The organism is Ruania zhangjianzhongii (assembly GCF_008000995.1).
Taxonomy (GTDB): Bacteria; Actinomycetota; Actinomycetes; order Actinomycetales; family Beutenbergiaceae; genus Ruania; species Ruania zhangjianzhongii.
Map to the genome: position 1 here is coordinate 4220736 of NZ_CP042828.1, position 17124 is coordinate 4237859.

Sequence of the window (17124 nt, forward strand, 5' to 3'; positions counted from 1 at the left end):
GGCTCAGGCCTCCGTCTCGGTTCCGGTTGCGGGCTCAGCCGCAGCGGACGTGGGTGCGGGTGCGTCGGTAGCTGCCGCTGCCGGGGCACCGGACTGCTCGCCGCGGGACTCGCTGCGCGGCTCACGGCGGTCGCCACCGCGGCGGTCGCCGCCACGGTCGTTCCCCCGGCCACGGCCACGCGGGGCGCGCGGTGCAGCAGAGGCCTGCTCACGGGCGAACTCACGCTCGGTCTGGTCGCCCTTGTAGATCCACACCTTGACGCCGATGCGGCCGAAGGTGGTGCGGGCCTCGAAGAAGCCGTAGTCGATGTAGGCGCGCAGCGTGTGCAGCGGCACCCGACCTTCGCGGTAGAACTCGGTGCGGCTCATCTCCGCTCCACCGAGCCGGCCGGAGACCTGCACGCGGATGCCCTTGGCGCCGGCGCGCTGGGCGGACTGCATGCCCTTGCGCATCGCGCGGCGGAAGGAGACACGCGAGGCGAGCTGCTCGGCGATGCCCTGGGCGACCAGCTGCGCATCGATCTCGGGGTTCTTCACCTCGAGGATGTTCAGCTGCACCTGCTTACCGGTGAGCTTCTCCAGCTCGCCGCGCAGGCGGTCGGCCTCGGCGCCGCGGCGGCCGATCACGATGCCCGGACGCGCGGTGTGCAGGTCGACGCGGACCCGGTCCCGGGTGCGCTCGATCTCCACCTTGGCGATGCCGGCACGCTCCAGGCCGGTGGCCATCAGCTTGCGGATCTTCACGTCCTCGCGGACGTAGTCGCGGTACCGCTGACCCTCCTTGGTGGAGTCAGCGAACCAACGGGACCGGTGATCGGTCGTGATGCCGAGCCGGAACCCTGTGGGGTTGACCTTCTGGCCCATCAGCGAGCCCCTCCCTTGGTCTGACGCTCGGCCACGATCACGGTGATGTGGCTGGTGCGCTTGAGGATCTGGTTCGCGCGGCCCTGTGCCCGAGGGCGGAACCGCTTCAGCGTCGGACCCTCGTCTACGAATGCCTCGGTGATCACGAGATCACCGGGGTTGAACGGCTGCGAGGCCTGCTCCGCCTTCACACGGGCGTTGGCCAGCGCACTCTCCACGAGCTTGCGGACGGGCTCCGCCGCCGCCTGCGGGGCGAACCGGAGCGCGGTCACGGCCTCCTCGGCCCGCTTGCCGCGGATGTTGTCCACGACGCGCCGGGCCTTGAGGGGCGTGACGCGAGTAAATCGCGCCTGCGCCTTGGCTTCCATCGATGTCCTGCCTTCTTGATCAGTTCGGGTAGTTGTTCGCTCGGTCAGCGACGACGTGCCTTGCGGTCGTCCTTCTCGTGCCCACGGAACGTGCGGGTCGGGGCGAACTCCCCGAGCTTGTGGCCGACCATCGACTCGGTGACGAACACCGGGACGTGCTTGCGACCGTCGTGCACCGCGAAGGTGTGGCCCAGGAAGTCGGGAGTAACAACCGACCGACGGGACCAGGTCTTGATGACGTTCTTGCTGCCCTTCTCGTTCGCAACGTCCACCTTTTTCTGCAGGTGGTCGTCGACGAAGGGGCCCTTCTTCAAACTGCGAGGCATCTCGTGGTCCTCTCCCTATCAGCGCTTCTTGCCGGTGCGCCGACGACGCACGATGAGCTTGTCGCTCGGCTTGTTCGGACGGCGGGTACGACCCTCCGGCTGGCCCCACGGGCTCACCGGGTGGCGACCACCGGACGTCTTACCCTCACCACCACCGTGCGGGTGGTCGACCGGGTTCATCACCACACCACGGACGTGCGGGCGCTTGCCCTTCCAACGCATCCGGCCGGCCTTGCCCCAGCTGATGTTGGACTGCTCAGCGTTGCCGACCTCGCCGATGCTGGCGCGGCAGCGAGCGTCCACGTTGCGGATCTCGCCCGAGGGCATCCGCAGCTGGGCGTACGGGCCCTCTTTCGCCACCAACTGCACGGAGGCACCAGCCGAACGGGCGATCTTCGCCCCGCCACCCGGCTTGAGCTCCACGGCGTGGATCACGGTACCGACCGGGATGTTGCGCATCGGAAGGTTGTTACCGGGCTTGATGTCTGCCCCGGCGCCGTTCTCCACCCGGTCGCCCTGCTTCAGCCGCACCGGAGCGAGGATGTAACGCTTCTCCCCGTCGGCGTAGTGCAGCAGCGCGATCCGTGCGGTGCGGTTCGGGTCGTACTCGATGTGCGCGACCTTGGCCGGCACGCCGTCCTTGTCGTGGCGACGGAAGTCGATCACGCGGTACGCACGCTTATGCCCGCCACCGATGTGCCGAGCGGTGATCCGGCCGGCGCTGTTGCGCCCCCCGCTCTTGGTGAGCGGACGGACCAGCGACTTCTCCGGCGTCGTACGGGTGACCTCGACGAAGTCGGCGACGGAAGAGCCACGGCGGCCCGGCGTCGTCGGCTTGTACTTACGGATTCCCATGAGATTCGATCCTCACTCTTCTCCGGCGGCTCAGGCGCCGAAGATGTCGATGGTGCCCTCGCGCAGGGTGACGATGGCGCGCTTGGTGTCCTTGCGCTTGCCCAGCCCGAAACGGGTGCGGCGCGTCTTCCCCTTGCGGTTGATCGTGTTCACCGAGGCCACCTTCACGCTGAAGATCTGCTCGATGGCAATCTTGATCTCGGTCTTGTTCGAGCGCGTGTCCACCAGGAAGGTGTACTTGCCCTCGTCGAGGAGGTTGTAGCTCTTCTCCGAGACGACCGGTGCGATCACGACGTCGCGCGGGTCCTTGGTCAGTGCAGTCACTTCTGCTCCTCCTCGGCAGTCGTCGCGCCGGCGGGTGAGACCAGCGCCTCGAGGGCAGCGGACGTGAACACCACGTCGTCGCTGACCAGCACGTCGTAGGTGTTCAGCTGGTCCGGGTGGATCAGGTGCACCGTGGGTACGTTGCGCAGGCTGGCCCAGGCGAGCTCGTCGTCACGGTGCAGCACCACGAGCACGTGGCGGGACTCGGTGACGTTCGCCAGCGCCTGCACGGCGGTGGAGGTGGACGGAGTCTCACCCGAGACGAGCCCGGAGAGCACGTGCACGCGTCCACCGCGGGCCCGGTCGGAGAGGGCTCCGCGCAGGGCGGCGACCTTCATCTTCTTCGGGGTCCGCTGGCTGTAGTCGCGCGGCACAGGGCCGTGCACGATGCCACCACCGGCGAACTGCGGGGCGCGGATCGAACCCTGACGGGCGCGGCCGGTGCCCTTCTGCCGGTACGGCTTGCGGCCACCACCGGCGACCTCAGCGCGAGTCTTGACCTTGTGCGTGCCCTGGCGCGCGGCCGCGAGCTGGGCCACGACCACCTGGTGGATCAACGGCACGTTCGCGGTCACGTCGAAGATCGACGCAGGCAGAGTAGCGGTGCCGGACTTGGCACCCTTGGCGTCGAGCACGTCGACGGTCACGTCATTCTGTGCGACAGCGGTCATCTTCGTCACGCCCCCTTCGCAGCGGTACGGACCACGACGAGGCCACCCTTGGGCCCGGGGACGGCACCGGAGACGAGCACGAGGCCCTTCTCCGCGTCCACCGCGTGGATCGTGAGGTTCTTGGTGGTCTGGCGCGCGTTGCCCATCCGGCCGGCCATCCGCTGGCCGCGGAACACGCGACCTGGGGTGGCGGCGCCACCGATGGAACCCGGCTTGCGGTGGTTGCGGTGCGCACCGTGGGAGGCGGAGACGCCGGCGAAGCCGTGCCGCTTCATCACACCGGCGGTGCCCTTGCCCTTGGTCGTGCCGACGACGTCGACCGTGGCGCCGGCCTCGAAGGCGTCAGCGGTGATCTCCTGGCCGAGGCTGTACTCGGCGGCGTCGGAGGTGCGGAACTCGGCCACCCGCCGACGCGGGGTCACGCCTGCCTTGTCGAAGTGGCCGCGCAGGGGCTGGGTCACGCGTCGGGGATCCAGCGATCCGAAGCCGAGCTGGACGGCAGAGTAGCCATCGTTCTCGACCGTGCGGACCTGGGTCACGACGTTGGTGCCCACCTGCACGACCGTGACGGGCACCAGGCGGCCGGCGTCGTCCCATACCTGGGTCATGCCGAGCTTGGTGCCGAGGACCGCCTTGACGACGCGCTCGGACTGGGAGGGAAGTGAAGTCATGACTGATGTCCTCAGAGCTTGATCTCGATGTTCACGTCAGCCGGGAGGTCGAGTCGCATCAGCGAGTCGACTGCCTTCGGCGTCGGGTCCACGATGTCGATCAGCCGCTTGTGCGTCCGCATCTCAAAATGATCGCGGCTGTCCTTGTACTTGTGCGGAGAACGGATGACGCAGAACACGTTCTTTTCCGTTGGCAGCGGCACCGGGCCCACGACCGTCGCACCAGCTCGGCTCACCGTGTCGACGATCTTGCGCGCCGAACTATCGATGACCTCGTGGTCGTAGGACTTGAGCCGGATGCGGATCTTCTGTCCCGCCATGGCGTCGTCTGACTCTCTCTCGTTGAACCGCTACTGACCGACCCCCGCGCTCGGGCGTGTCGCGACTTTCTGACACACCCCACCGCTGCGCACCGGGATTCGGTGCTGGTCGGAGGATGACTTTCGTGTGTTCACCGCCTGGCCATGCTGGTCAGTCGGTCTCGAACCACTGGGATGGTTACCATCCCGGGCCGCCGGCGGAGGTCCGAGCCAAGACTTCGGCTGACGCACACACTGACGCACCTCACGGGCGAGGCAACCTGTACAGTCTGCCACACGGGGCCCGGATTCCCCAAGTCGGGCTCGGGTGGGCTGGACCACAATCCCCGCCGAGGCGACCTGAGGCGGGCGAGCTCCGCCGTCGCCGGCCTGCCCGCCTGCCCGCCTGCCTGCCCGCCTGCTGAGGTTCTCGTGTCGCACGGAGGTTGAACAGGAGCACCTCCATCTGCAAGCAGTGCCTCCGTACCGCAAGCGCGCCTCACTGCCGCGCACCGCCCCAGTGGAGGGTGCGCAGCGGCGTCACCGCACAGCAGCCGCACGCCCAGCACCGCAGCCGGCGCAAGCGGAAGGCCCGCCGAGCGAACTCGACGGGCCTTCCGTGATCGCCAGGGAATCCCTGGCATCAGATCACTTGAGGATCTTGGTCACACGACCGGAGCCCACGGTGCGGCCACCCTCACGGATGGCGAAGCCGAGGCCGTCCTCCATGGCGATCGGCTGGATCAGCTCGACCGACATCTCGGTGTTGTCGCCCGGCATGACCATCTCGGTGCCCTCGGGCAGCGTGATGACGCCGGTGACGTCGGTGGTGCGGAAGTAGAACTGCGGGCGGTAGTTCGAGTAGAACGGGTTGTGCCGTCCACCCTCGTCCTTGGCCAGGATGTAGACCTGGGCCTCGAAGTTGGTGTGCGGGGTGATCGAACCCGGCTTCACCACGACCTGACCGCGCTCGACGTCCTCACGCTTCGTGCCGCGCAGCAGCAGACCCACGTTCTCGCCCGCGTCGGCGGTGTCCAGCAGCTTCCGGAACATCTCCACGCCGGTGACGATGGTCTTCTGCGACGGACGGATGCCGACGATCTCGACCTCTTCGTTCACCTTCAGCTGACCGCGCTCGACACGACCGGTGACCACGGTGCCGCGGCCGGTGATCGTGAAGACGTCCTCGATCGGCATCAGGAACGGCTTGTCGATGTCGCGCTGCGGGTCCGGGACGTTCTCGTCCACGGCGTCCATCAGGTCCTCGATGGCCTTGACCCACTTCTCGTCGCCCTCGAGCGCCTTGAGTGCGGACACCTGGATCACCGGAACGTCGTCGCCGGGGAAGTCCTGGCTGGACAGCAGCTCACGGACCTCCATCTCGACGAGCTCGAGGATCTCCTCGTCGTCGACCATGTCGGACTTGTTCAGCGCCACCAGCAGGTACGGCACGCCGACCTGACGGGCGAGCAGCACGTGCTCACGGGTCTGGGCCATCGGACCGTCGGTCGCGGCGACCACGAGGATCGCACCGTCCATCTGGGCGGCACCGGTGATCATGTTCTTGATGTAGTCAGCGTGACCCGGGGCATCGACGTGCGCGTAGTGGCGCTTCTCCGTCTGGTACTCCTGGTGGGAGACGTTGATCGTGATGCCGCGCTGCTTCTCCTCCGGCGCGTTGTCGATCGCGTCGTAGGCGGACGCGGTGTTCACGTCCGGGTACTTGTCCGCCAGCACCTTGGAGATCGCCGCGGTCAGCGTCGTCTTACCGTGGTCGACGTGACCGATGGTGCCGATGTTGAGGTGCGGCTTGGTCCGCTCGAACTTGGCCTTCGCCACTGGTGTTCCTCCTGGAACTCGGGTAGTTGTGCGCAGCTGCTGCGGCGACGGTTGTCACCACGTGGGGCGTACGCGTCCTACGGGTCGGTTGTTGGTGATGTTACTGGTCGACCAGTGGGACTACTCGCCCCGGGTCTTCTTGATGATCTCTTCGGCAACATTCCGAGGAACCTCGGAGTAGTTGCTGAACTGCATCGAGTACACCGCACGTCCCTGCGTCTTGGAACGCAGGTCGCCGATGTAGCCGAACATCTCGGTCAACGGCACCAAGGCGCGAACCACCTTAACACCGCTGGCGTCCTCCATCGACTGGATTTGGCCACGCCGGGAGTTCAGGTCGCCGATCACGTCACCCATGTACTCCTCAGGGGTCCGCACCTCGACGTCCATGACCGGCTCGAGCAGCACCGGGTCGGCGCGCTTGACGCCTTCCTTGAGAGCCATCGAACCAGCGATCTTGAAGGCCATCTCCGAGGAGTCGACGTCGTGGTAGGCGCCGTCGAGCAGAGTGGCCTTGATACCCACGAGCGGGTAACCGGCGACTGCACCGCCGGTCATCGCGTCCTGCACACCGGCGTCGACGCTGGGGATGTACTCGCGCGGGATCCGGCCACCAGTGACCTTGTTCACGAACTCGTACATCTCGCCGGCCTCGGAGTCCAGCGGCTCGAAGGTCATCTGCACCTTCGCGAACTGCCCGGACCCACCGGTCTGCTTCTTGTGGGTGTAGTCGAGCTTCTCCACCGTGCGGCGGATCGTCTCGCGGTAGGCCACCTGCGGCTTACCGACGTTGGCTTCGACCTTGAACTCGCGCCGCATCCGGTCGACGAACACGTCCAGGTGCAGCTCGCCCATTCCGCCGATCTCGGTCTGCCCGGTCTCGTCGTTCAGGGACACGGTGAAGGTCGGGTCCTCGGCCACCAGCTTCTGGATCGCCGTGGACAGCTTGTCCTGGTCGCCCTTGGTCTTCGGCTCGATCGCCACGAAGATCACCGGCTCCGGGAAGCTCATCGCCTCCAGCACCACGGGCGCGTCCAGCGCGCTCAGCGTGTCACCGGTGGTGGTGTCCTTCAGGCCGATCACCGCGTAGATGTGCCCGGCGTGCAACTCCTCGACCGGGTTCTCCTTGTTGGCGTGCATCTGGAAGAGCTTCCCGATGCGCTCCTTCTTGTTCTTGGTGGCGTTCAACACCTGAGTACCGGGCTTGGCGGTACCGGAGTACACCCGGATGAAGGTGAGCGTGCCGAAGAACGGGTGCGTGGCGATCTTGAACGCCAGCGCCGAGAACGGGTCGTCCTCGCCGGCCTTACGGGTGAGCTCGATCTCCTCGTCCTTCGGGTCGTGACCGCTCATCGCCGGCACGTCCATCGGAGAGGGCAGGTAGGAGATCACTGCGTCCAGCATCGGCTGCACACCGCGGTTCTTGAACGCGGAGCCGCAGAACACCGGGTAGGCCTGCGAGGTGATGGTCAGCTCGCGGACACCGGCGACGATCTCCTCATTGGTGAACTCTTCGCCCTCGAGGTACTTCTCCATCAGCTCTTCGGTGGCGTCGGCGACCTGCTCGACGAGCTTGGCGCGGTACTCCTCCGCCTTCGCCTGCAGCTCGGCCGGGATCTCCCGGGTCTCGTACGCGGCGCCCAGGCTCACGTCACCCTTGGCATCGCCTTCCCAGACCAGCGCCTTCATCGTGATCAGGTCGACCACGCCGACGAAGTCGGACTCGGCACCGATCGGCAGCTGCATCACGATCGGGGTGGCACCCAGCCGCGAGATGATGGTGTCCACGGTGTGGTAGAAGTCCGCACCGAGCTTGTCCATCTTGTTGACGAAGCAGATCCGCGGCACCTCGTACTTGTCCGCCTGCCGCCACACGGTCTCGGACTGGGGCTCCACACCCTCCTTGCCGTCGAAGACCGCGACAGCGCCATCGAGCACACGCAGGGAGCGCTCCACCTCGACGGTGAAGTCGACGTGCCCGGGGGTGTCGATGATGTTGATCTGGTTGTCGTCCCAGAAGCAGGTCACCGCGGCGGAGGTGATGGTGATGCCGCGTTCCTTCTCCTGCTCCATCCAGTCGGTGGTGGAGGCACCATCGTGGGTCTCACCGAGCTTGTAGTTCACCCCGGTGTAGTAGAGGATCCGCTCAGTGGTGGTGGTCTTCCCGGCGTCGATGTGCGCCATGATCCCGATGTTGCGGACCTTGGTCAGGTCGGTCAGCACGTCCTGTGCCACAGTTGCTCTCTTCTGGTCGTAACGAGCGAGGTCGATGCCGGCGGTCGGGCGCCTCCGAGGGAGGCGCCCTGGCCACTCACCAGCGGTAGTGCGCGAACGCCCTGTTGGACTCGGCCATCTTGTGCGTGTCCTCGCGGCGCTTCACCGCGGCACCGAGGCCGTTGGAAGCGTCGAGGATCTCGTTCATCAGGCGCTCGGTCATGCTCTTCTCCCGGCGAACCCGGGCGTAGTCCACGAGCCAGCGCAGCGCGAGGGTGGTCTGCCGGGGGGTACGCACCTCGACCGGGACCTGGTAGGTGGCGCCACCCACGCGGCGCGAACGCACCTCGAGCGTGGGGCGCACGTTCTCCAGTGCGCGCTTGAGCACGACGGCGGGGTCCGACTGGGTCTTATCCCGCACCCCGTCCAGGGCGCCGTAGACGATCCGCTGCGCCGTGGACTTCTTGCCGTCCACCAGCACGCGGTTCACCAGCTGGGTCACAGTGCTCGACCCGTACACGGGGTCGGCGGTCAGCGGCCGCTTCGGGGCCGGGCCCTTACGAGGCATTACTTCTTCTCCTTCTTCGCGCCGTAACGGCTACGGGCCTGCTGCCGTCCACGTACACCCTGGGTGTCCAATGCACCGCGCACGATCTTGTACCGCACACCCGGCAGGTCCTTCACACGTCCACCGCGCACGAGCACGATGGAGTGCTCCTGCAGGTTGTGGCCCACGCCCGGGATGTAGGCGGTGACCTCGGTGCCGTTGGAGAGCTTCACACGCGCGACCTTGCGGAGGGCGGAGTTCGGCTTCTTCGGGGTGGTCGTGTACACGCGGGTGCAGACGCCACGACGCTGCGGGCTGCCTTTCAGCGCCGGCGTCTTGGTCTGGCCGACCCGTGCGCTGCGGCCCTTACGGACCAACTGCTGGATGGTGGGCACTACTTCTCCGTCTCGAACGATTGACTGCTCTGGGTGATCGGGGGCCGATCGATGGTTCCGGCGCACGGCGCCGGCGGAATCCACCCCGAGAAGACCCCCGCGCTCGGGTGTGTCGCCACCTTCTGGGCTCGCCGCACGACCGGACCGAGAAAAAGTGTGGGGGTCGTGCTCGCGTCCAGCTGGTGGAGAACCACCGCACGCCAGGCCGGGACTCGTAGACGAATTCCTACCGTGTTGCGCGCACGCGAGAGCCCGACAGAGCGGGCACTGCCGACCAGAGTACTCCGGACGCGGTAACGGCGTCAAAGCCAGGGCACTGTGGTCCGTGCCACGTCACCGGCTGACTGAAACGGACGGCCGAGGCTTTGGCTGCTGACGCGATTGCGCCCACAGCCAATGCCCAGCGTGGCACAGTGACAGCGTGCGAACAAGCAGCGGCACGCCTGCCGTCACGGTCGATGCAGTCCCGGTGCGGCCCACTGCCCCGGCGCGCTACGCCGTCGGCATGTTCGGCACCTCGTTGCCGATCAACATGTTCACGGCCTTCATGGCCTACTTCTATATCAACGATCTGGGCATGTCCACGCGCGCGTACGCGGCGGTCCTGGCGGTGTACGCGGTGATCGACGCCGTGGACAACCCGGTGTACGGGTACCTCTCCGACCGGACCCGGACCCGGTGGGGCCGGCGCCGGCCGTGGATGGTGCTCGCCGCTCCGGTGCTGGGGATCTCGTTCGTGCTGTTCTTCTCCCCACCGAACCTGGACGGCTGGGCACTGGTGGCCTGGTTCGCGCTGTTCGTGCTGCTCACCGGCACCAGCGACTCCCTGGTGAACGCCAACTACGGCGCGCTGCTGCCCGAGCTCTTCCCGCAGGAGAAGCGCCGGGCGGTGGCGAACTCCATGCGGCAGGGCTTCCAGCTGGTGGCGATGATCCTCTCGGTGGCGATGGTGCCGATGGTGGCCGCGCAGATCGGCTACTCCGCGACGGCGCTGATCCTGGCGGTGGTCGCCGTCGTGGTGATCATCTTCTGCGCCACCGGTGCCCGGGAGGACCCGGCGGCCTGGCAGGTGGAGCCGCCGCGCCTGTGGGACACGGTGAAGACGATCGTGTCCCAGCGCAAGTTCTGGATCCTCGCCCTGGCCGGTGGCGCGTACTCGGCCGGGATGGCGCTGGTGATCGCCGCGGTCGCGTTCTTCGTGGACTACACCCTGGGTCTGCCGAGCGGGAACTCGACCTACCTGCTCGCCACGGTGATCGGGGTCAGTGCGCTGTGCCTGCTGGTCTGGACCAAGCTGGTGCGCCGGTACGGGCCGGAGCGGATCTGGCGGCTGGCGCTGATCCTGCTGGCGGGGGCGTTGGCGCTGATGTCGCTCGCCACCGGGCTGTACTCCGCGATCGCGATCGGGATCCTGGTGGGGATGGGCTACAGCGGGGTGATGGCCACCAACGACCTCATCGTGGCGCGACTGCTGGATGAGGACGCGGCACGCACCGGGCAGCGTCGGGAGGGGATGTTCCTGGCCGCCTTCGGGTTCTTCAACCGGCTGAATGCCTGGATCAAGTCGCTGGCGTTCCTGGCGGTGTCGGTGCTGTTCGGGTTCGAGAGCGGCGAGGATCCTGGTCCGGCGCCGGACCAGGCCGCCCGGTTCCTGATCTCGGTGTTCCCGGCGGTGCTGGTGGCGATCGCGGCGGTGCTGTCCTTTTTCGTCCGGTTCGACCGGCGCGTGGTGGCGCGGGCGCGAGCGGGAGCCGACGGCGGGGACGGCGGTACCGGCGGGTCGGGCGGCGGGGCGGCCGCCTCGGCACCATCTGAGGTCACAGGTGCGGTCGGAGGTCAGCGCGGCGCGCCTCAGTCCGCAGCCGGTACCTCGGATGGGCCGGCGGATCCAGGTGGCGCGGACCCCACCGGCACCGGTGACGGCGTCGGCGGCCGCAGCCAGTGACCGCGGGCGTTCGGCTGCGGGTGGTGGCCGATGATGTCGGCCAGTCCGCCGCGATCGACGACGGCGTTGCTGCCTTGGCCAGGGCCGGTCACCTGAGCGCAGCGTCGGTGTTGGTGCGAGCGCCGGGTGCGCTCGCGGCGCTCGCCGCGCTCGACGGGGTGGTCCCGCTCGGTGTGCATGTGCAGCTGGAGCCAGCTGAGCTCGCCGGCGCCAGCAGCGCACAGATCACCGCGCTGATCACTGAGCAGGTAGAGGCGATGATCACCGCCGGCTACTCCCCTGCACATCTTGATCTGCACACCGCTGCGTTGTACGGCCTGGCTGAGGGCGAGAGGCGTACCGGCGAGAGGCGCACCGGCGGGAGGCATACGGGCGAGAGGCGCACGGGCGCGAGGCGCACCGGCGGGAGATGCACCGGTGCGGCGCGGGAGGGCGGAGTGCTCGCCGAGGCGATCGCGGTGGCTGCGGCCTACCGACTCCGGTTCCGGCTCCCCCGGCGGGCGCCGGTGGGTCTCAGCGGTGCGCACCTCGCGGCACACGCTCGGGCAGTCGCAGCGGCCCAGGCGGCTGGGGTAGAGCTGCCCGACGTGCTGATCACCGAGATGCCCGACGCCGCGGCCGTGCCCGCGTTCCTCGCCGAACTTTCGAACCTGCTGGCGAGCGGACCGGACGGGCCAACAACTGCGCCGCTTCGAACCGGCCCGCAGCCCCAGGGACTACGCGGTGAGGTGGAGCTGGTCACCCATCCCGCGCTGCGCGCTGACCCGGGCGACCCGCTGGGCCCTGAGCGGGTGCGCCAGCACGCGCTCCTCGCCTCGGGCGCGCTGCACCCCCGGTGACGCACCCCAGCCCCGCGAGCTCCGCCGTCGCCGGCGCTTGAAATCACCCCCGCCGCCGCGCCGCACACCTGCAGACGCGTGTCTGAGGACCCCGTGCACATCTGAGGGCCGAAACTTCGGTACTCCGATGTCCAGGAGGTACTCACATGGGCGACCGGTGCGCCGGTCAGAGGTCGGCGAACAGCTGGAAGAACTCGCGTGGGTGGCGGAGCAAGATCACCGGCGGCACGTCCGGATCCGCGTGCCAGCTGCGCATCTGCGCGCGTTTGCGTGCCCAGCTGCGGAAGTGCCACCAGATGATCGAGTCCCGCGCCAGCGTCCGCCGCCACGTCTCCACGTTGCCGTTGCAGACGAGCTCCTGGCTGCGGATCCGGCGGACGGTGCGGCGGAGCAGACGGCCCAGGGAAAGGTACCGGGGATAGTCGAGCGCCACGATCACGTCCACCCGCTGCAGAGCGTGAGCGTGCTGCGGGCGGTAGATCGAGTCGAACACCCACGAGGGCTCGTCCAGCCGATCGGTGATGATCGCGTGCTGCTCCGGCGCGGGCCGCTGCTGCCAGCCCGGTAGCCAGCAGATGTCGTCCACCAGGGTGACCGGGAGATCGAGGTAGGTGCCGATCATCGCGGCGGCGGTCGACTTGCCGGACCCGGTGGCCCCAAAGCAGAGCACCCGCCGCGCACCGCGCAGGTCGGCCACGCTCCCCTGGCTCACCGGCGGTCCCCTCGTCGTTGCTTCTTGCCGTTCATCCGGGATGGGCCGCGCCACCCGCCCGCCGCGCACTCGTTACTTCCCGCGCTCGGACGATACCGCAGAGCACGATTTCCTGCGGCGAGTGACGACTGCATCGATTCACGGCGAGGGGCGGCGGGTGGGTGAGTGCGGGCTGGTGGGCTGGTGGGCTGGTGGGCTGGTGGGCTGGTGGGCTGGTGGGCTGGTGGGCTGGTGGGCTGGTGGGCTGGTGGGCGGACGTTAACGAGCGACGGCCCGGCACCCCTGTGGGTACCGGGCCGTCGCTCGTCAGCCGGGCTGGCTCAGCGGAAGTCCGCCTCGTAGCCGCGGCCCAGGTCCAGCTCCTCCAGGGCGATCGCGTCGCCGCCGTCGGTCATCGGACCATAGTCGATCTCGTCATAGCCGAAGCTCGGGTAGAGCTCAGCCTTGGCCTCTTCGGTGGGCTCCACCCGGATGTTCCGGTACCGGGGCAGACCGGTGCCGGCCGGGATGAGCTTACCGAGGATCACGTTCTCCTTCAGGCCCATCAGCGAGTCACTGCGACCGCTCATCGCGGCTTCGGTGAGCACCTTGGTGGTCTCCTGGAAGGAGGCCGCCGACAGCCACGAATCCGTGGCCAGCGATGCCTTGGTGATACCCATCAGCTCCGGACGACCCGAGGCCGGCTGACCGCCCTCGGAGACCACACGCCGGTTCTCGTCCTCGAACCGGGCCCGCTCGGCGAGCTCGCCGGGCAGCAGGTTCGAGTTCCCGGAGTCCAGCACGGTCACCCGGCGCAGCATCTGCCGCACGATGACCTCGATGTGCTTGTCGTGGATGTCCACACCCTGGGAGCGGTAGGTGTCCTGCACCTCGTCCACCAGGTGCTTCTGCACCGCGCGCGGACCGAGGATTCGCAGCACCTTCTTCGGGTCCACCGCACCGGCGACCAGCTGCTGACCGACGGCCACGTGGTCGCCGTCGTGCACCAGCGAGCGCGCACGGCGGGTGACCTGGTAGGACACGTCCTCGGTACCGTCGTCGGGAGTGACCACGATCTTCCGGGCGCGGTCGGTGTCCTCGATGGTGACCCGGCCGGCCACCTCACTGATCGGCGCCTCACCCTTGGGGGTGCGGGCCTCGAACAGCTCGGCCACACGCGGCAGACCCTGCGTGATGTCCTCGGCGCTGGCCACACCACCGGTGTGGAACGTCCGCATCGTCAGCTGGGTACCGGGCTCACCGATCGACTGGGCGGCGATGATGCCGACGGCCTCACCGATGTCCACCAGCTTCCCGGTGGCCAGCGAGCGGCCGTAGCACTTGGCGCAGGTGCCCACGCGAGACTCACAGGTGAGCACGGAGCGCACCTTGAGCTGCTCCACGCCAGCGGCCACGAGGTTGTCGATGAGCACGTCGCCGACGTCGTCGCCACCCTCGCCGAACACCGTACCGTCCGGTCCGGTGACCGCACCGGCCAGGGCGCGGCCGTACACGCTGGTCTCCACCGTGTCCGCACGGCGCGTCGACCCGTTCGGCAACTGCTCCACGATCGGCAGGGTCAGACCCCGCTCCGTGCCGCAGTCGTCCTCACGGATGATCACGTCCTGGGAGACGTCCACCAGGCGCCGGGTGAGGTACCCGGAGTCAGCGGTCCGCAGCGCGGTGTCAGCCAGGCCCTTACGAGCACCGTGGGTGGCGATGAAGTACTCCACCACGGTCAGGCCCTCGCGGTAGTTCGACTTGATCGGCCGCGGGATGATCTCACCGTTCGGGTTCGCCACCAGGCCACGCATACCGGCGATCTGGCGCACCTGCATCCAGTTACCGCGGGCGCCGGAGGTCACCATGCGGTTCACCGTGTTGTCCTCGGTGAAGTTCTTCTGCATGGCCTTGGCGACCTCCTCGGTCGCCTCGTTCCAGATCTCCACGAGCTCCTGACGCCGCTCGTCGTCGGTGAGCAGACCACGGTCGAACTGCCCCTGGACCTTCGCGGCCTTGGCCTCGTAGGACTCCAGGATCTCAGTCTTGTTCTCCGGCGTGGCGACGTCGGAGATCGCGATGGTCAGCCCGGACCGGGTGGCCCAGTAGTAACCGACGTCCTTGAGGGCGTCCAGGCTCGCAGCCACGACCGCCTTCGGGTACCGCTCGGCGAGGTCGTTGACGATCGTGGAGATCGCCTTCTTGTCCGCCACCTCGTTCACGAACGGGTAGTCCACCGGCAAGGCCTCGTTGAACAGCACCCGGCCGAGCGTGGTCTTCAGCAGCGCCGTGTCACCCTCGGTGAAGCCTTCCGGCTGTTCCCAGCCCTCCGGCGGCACCAGATCGGGCATCCGCATCGTGATCGTTGCGCTGACGTCCAGCTGACCCGCGTCGAAGGCCATCATCGCCTCGGCAACCGAGGTGAAGGAGCGGCCGGTACCGACCGGCTCGCCCGACTTGTCCACGGTGAGGTGGAACAGGCCGACGATCATGTCCTGCGAAGGCATGGTCACCGGACGGCCGTCGGACGGCTTGAGGATGTTGTTGCTGGACAGCATCAGGATGCGCGCCTCAGCCTGTGCCTCCGCGGACAGCGGCAGGTGTACGGCCATCTGGTCACCGTCGAAGTCGGCGTTGAAGGCGCCACACACCAGCGGGTGCAGGTGGATGGCCTTACCCTCGACCAGCTGCGGCTCGAACGCCTGGATGCCCAGACGGTGCAGCGTGGGCGCACGGTTGAGCAGCACCGGGTGCTCGGTGATGACCTCTTCCAGCACGTCCCAGACCACGGAACGGGCCCGCTCGACCATCCGCTTGGCGGACTTGATGTTCTGCGCGTGGTTCAGGTCGACCAGGCGCTTCATCACGAACGGCTTGAACAGCTCCAGCGCCATCTGCTTGGGCAGACCACACTGGTGCAGCTTCAGCTGCGGGCCGACCACGATCACGGAGCGCCCGGAGTAGTCCACGCGCTTACCGAGCAGGTTCTGCCGGAACCGGCCCTGCTTGCCCTTGAGCATGTCCGAGATCGACTTCAGCGGCCGGTTGCCCGGGCCGGTGACCGGACGGCCACGGCGGCCGTTGTCGAACAGCGAGTCGACGGCCTCCTGCAGCATCCGCTTCTCGTTGTTGACGATGATCTCCGGCGCACCCAGGTCGAGCAGTCGCTTGAGCCGGTTGTTCCGGTTGATCACGCGGCGGTAGAGGTCGTTCAGGTCGCTGGTGGCGAACCGGCCACCGTCGAGCTGCACCATCGGGCGCAGGTCCGGCGGGATGACCGGGATGCAGTCCAGCACCATGCCCAGCGGGGAGTTGTTCGTGGTGAGGAACGCGTTGACGACCTTGAGTCGCTTCAGGGCGCGGGTCTTGCGCTGGCCCTTCCCGGTGCGGATGATCTCGCGCAGGGACTCGGCCTCGGCGTCCAGGTCGAAGGTCTCCAGGCGCTTCTGGATCGCGCCGGCGCCCATCGAGCCCTCGAAGTAGTTGCCGTAGCGGTCGAGGAGCTGGCGGTAGAGCAGCTCGTCACCCTCCAGGTCGGAGACCTTGAGGTTCTTGAACCGGTCCCAGACCTGCTCCACGCGGTCCAGCTCGGCGTCCGAACGCTTCCGGAGCTGAGCCATCTCGCGCTCGGCGGAGTCCTTCACCTTGCGGCGGGCGTCGGCCTTCGCGCCCTCGGCCTCGAGCTCGGCCAGGTCGGCCTCGAGGCGCTCACCGCGCTGGGCGATGTCCAGGTCCCGCTTCTTCGTGATCTCCTGCTTCTCCAGGTCGATCTCGTTCTGCAGGCTGGGCAGGTCCTCGTGCCGGCCCTCTTCGTCGACCCACGTGATCATGTAGGCGGCGAAGTAGATGACCTTCTCCAGGTCCTTCGGGGCCAGGTCGAGCAGGTAGCCCAGGCGGGAGGGCACACCCTTGAAGTACCAGATATGCGTGACCGGAGCGGCCAGCTCGATGTGGCCCATCCGCTCCCGGCGCACCTTGGAGCGAGTGACCTCTACCCCACAGCGCTCACAGATGATGCCCTTGAACCGGACCCGCTTGTACTTTCCGCAGTAGCACTCCCAGTCCCGAGTGGGGCCGAAGATCTTCTCGCAGAAGAGGCCGTCCTTCTCAGGCTTGAGGGTGCGGTAGTTGATGGTCTCCGGCTTTTTCACCTCGCCGTGCGACCAGGCGCGGACCTCGTCCGCGGTCGCGAGACCAATTCGCAGCTCGTCGAAGACGTTGACGTCGAGCAATTTTCCTACTTCCTTCGGTGGATCACCGTGTGGAACCGATCAGG

At 67.7% G+C, this 17124-nt stretch carries 17 protein-coding genes; 3 read left to right on the forward strand and 14 right to left on the reverse strand.

The window, feature by feature from the left end; all coding sequences use genetic code 11:
• Positions 1-3: 3 nt before the first annotated feature.
• The 12 genes from rpsC to rpsL form a co-directional block, all read right to left on the reverse strand.
• Positions 4-864: a 30S ribosomal protein S3 gene (gene rpsC / locus FU260_RS19495; protein ID WP_147918558.1), complete on the reverse strand. Its 861-nt coding sequence runs from the start codon at positions 862-864 to the stop codon at positions 4-6.
• Positions 864-1232: a 50S ribosomal protein L22 gene (gene rplV / locus FU260_RS19500; RefSeq protein ID WP_147918559.1), complete on the reverse strand. Its 369-nt coding sequence runs from the start codon at positions 1230-1232 to the stop codon at positions 864-866. Before rplV ends, rpsC begins: the two co-directional genes overlap by 1 nt.
• Before the next feature lie 44 nt (positions 1233-1276).
• Positions 1277-1558, reverse strand: a complete 282-nt coding sequence (rpsS, locus tag FU260_RS19505) for a 30S ribosomal protein S19 (protein WP_147918560.1) — start codon at positions 1556-1558, stop codon at positions 1277-1279.
• A gap of 18 nt (positions 1559-1576) precedes the next feature.
• The gene (gene rplB, locus FU260_RS19510; RefSeq protein WP_147918561.1) at positions 1577-2413 is read right to left on the reverse strand and encodes a 50S ribosomal protein L2; all 837 of its coding nucleotides are present in this window, start codon (positions 2411-2413) and stop codon (positions 1577-1579) included.
• A gap of 30 nt (positions 2414-2443) precedes the next feature.
• Complete coding sequence (rplW, locus tag FU260_RS19515; RefSeq protein ID WP_147918562.1) at positions 2444-2737, reverse strand: 50S ribosomal protein L23; 294 nt, start codon at positions 2735-2737, stop codon at positions 2444-2446.
• Positions 2734-3408 (reverse strand): 50S ribosomal protein L4, encoded by a 675-nt coding sequence (gene rplD, locus FU260_RS19520; protein ID WP_147918563.1) that lies wholly within the window; start codon positions 3406-3408, stop codon positions 2734-2736. Before rplD ends, rplW begins: the two co-directional genes overlap by 4 nt.
• 5 nt (positions 3409-3413) lie before the next feature.
• Entirely contained in the window at positions 3414-4079 is a 666-nt protein-coding gene (gene rplC, locus FU260_RS19525) for a 50S ribosomal protein L3 (RefSeq protein WP_147918564.1), read from the reverse strand.
• Between the two features lie 11 nt (positions 4080-4090).
• The gene (gene rpsJ, locus FU260_RS19530; protein WP_022917251.1) at positions 4091-4399 is read right to left on the reverse strand and encodes a 30S ribosomal protein S10; all 309 of its coding nucleotides are present in this window, start codon (positions 4397-4399) and stop codon (positions 4091-4093) included.
• A 627-nt stretch (positions 4400-5026) separates the two neighbouring features.
• The gene (tuf, locus tag FU260_RS19535) at positions 5027-6217 is read right to left on the reverse strand and encodes an elongation factor Tu (RefSeq protein WP_147918565.1); all 1191 of its coding nucleotides are present in this window, start codon (positions 6215-6217) and stop codon (positions 5027-5029) included.
• Positions 6218-6337: 120 nt separating this feature from the next.
• Positions 6338-8452 carry an elongation factor G gene (fusA, locus tag FU260_RS19540; RefSeq protein ID WP_147918566.1) on the reverse strand — a complete coding sequence of 705 codons (2115 nt, stop codon included), beginning with the start codon at positions 8450-8452 and terminating at the stop codon, positions 6338-6340.
• Between the two features lie 76 nt (positions 8453-8528).
• Positions 8529-8999, reverse strand: coding sequence for a 30S ribosomal protein S7 (gene rpsG, locus FU260_RS19545; RefSeq protein WP_147918567.1), 471 nt, complete (start codon positions 8997-8999; stop codon positions 8529-8531).
• Positions 8999-9373 carry a 30S ribosomal protein S12 gene (gene rpsL / locus FU260_RS19550; protein ID WP_147918568.1) on the reverse strand — a complete coding sequence of 125 codons (375 nt, stop codon included), beginning with the start codon at positions 9371-9373 and terminating at the stop codon, positions 8999-9001. The genes rpsG and rpsL overlap by 1 nt, the downstream gene beginning before the upstream one ends.
• 421 nt (positions 9374-9794) lie before the next feature.
• Between rpsL and FU260_RS19555 the strand changes: the two genes are divergently transcribed.
• Positions 9795-11318 carry an MFS transporter gene (locus FU260_RS19555; protein ID WP_147918569.1) on the forward strand — a complete coding sequence of 508 codons (1524 nt, stop codon included), beginning with the start codon at positions 9795-9797 and terminating at the stop codon, positions 11316-11318.
• Positions 11319-11341: 23 nt separating this feature from the next.
• Positions 11342-12157 carry a ChbG/HpnK family deacetylase gene (locus FU260_RS19560; RefSeq protein WP_210418130.1) on the forward strand — a complete coding sequence of 272 codons (816 nt, stop codon included), beginning with the start codon at positions 11342-11344 and terminating at the stop codon, positions 12155-12157.
• 166 nt (positions 12158-12323) lie between these two features.
• Here the strand turns inward: FU260_RS19560 and FU260_RS19565 are convergent, their stop codons facing one another.
• Entirely contained in the window at positions 12324-12869 is a 546-nt protein-coding gene (locus tag FU260_RS19565; RefSeq protein WP_147918571.1) for a P-loop NTPase family protein, read from the reverse strand.
• A 121-nt stretch (positions 12870-12990) separates the two neighbouring features.
• Between FU260_RS19565 and FU260_RS23695 the strand changes: the two genes are divergently transcribed.
• Positions 12991-13131 carry a hypothetical protein gene (locus FU260_RS23695; RefSeq protein ID WP_168211870.1) on the forward strand — a complete coding sequence of 47 codons (141 nt, stop codon included), beginning with the start codon at positions 12991-12993 and terminating at the stop codon, positions 13129-13131.
• Between the two features lie 58 nt (positions 13132-13189).
• Here FU260_RS23695 and FU260_RS19575 read toward each other — a convergent pair whose 3' ends face one another.
• Complete coding sequence (locus FU260_RS19575; protein WP_147918573.1) at positions 13190-17080, reverse strand: DNA-directed RNA polymerase subunit beta'; 3891 nt, start codon at positions 17078-17080, stop codon at positions 13190-13192.
• Positions 17081-17124 lie beyond the last annotated feature (44 nt).

Coding starts and splice junctions, on each gene's coding strand:
- rpsC (WP_147918558.1), bottom strand. CDS start 864: ATGGGCCAGAAGGTCAACCCCACAGGGTTCCGGCTCGGCATCACGACC.
- rplV (WP_147918559.1), bottom strand. CDS start 1,232: ATGGAAGCCAAGGCGCAGGCGCGATTTACTCGCGTCACGCCCCTCAAG.
- rpsS (WP_147918560.1), bottom strand. CDS start 1,558: ATGCCTCGCAGTTTGAAGAAGGGCCCCTTCGTCGACGACCACCTGCAG.
- rplB (WP_147918561.1), bottom strand. CDS start 2,413: ATGGGAATCCGTAAGTACAAGCCGACGACGCCGGGCCGCCGTGGCTCT.
- rplD (WP_147918563.1), bottom strand. CDS start 3,408: ATGACCGCTGTCGCACAGAATGACGTGACCGTCGACGTGCTCGACGCC.
- rplC (WP_147918564.1), bottom strand. CDS start 4,079: ATGACTTCACTTCCCTCCCAGTCCGAGCGCGTCGTCAAGGCGGTCCTC.
- rpsJ (WP_022917251.1), bottom strand. CDS start 4,399: ATGGCGGGACAGAAGATCCGCATCCGGCTCAAGTCCTACGACCACGAG.
- rpsG (WP_147918567.1), bottom strand. CDS start 8,999: ATGCCTCGTAAGGGCCCGGCCCCGAAGCGGCCGCTGACCGCCGACCCC.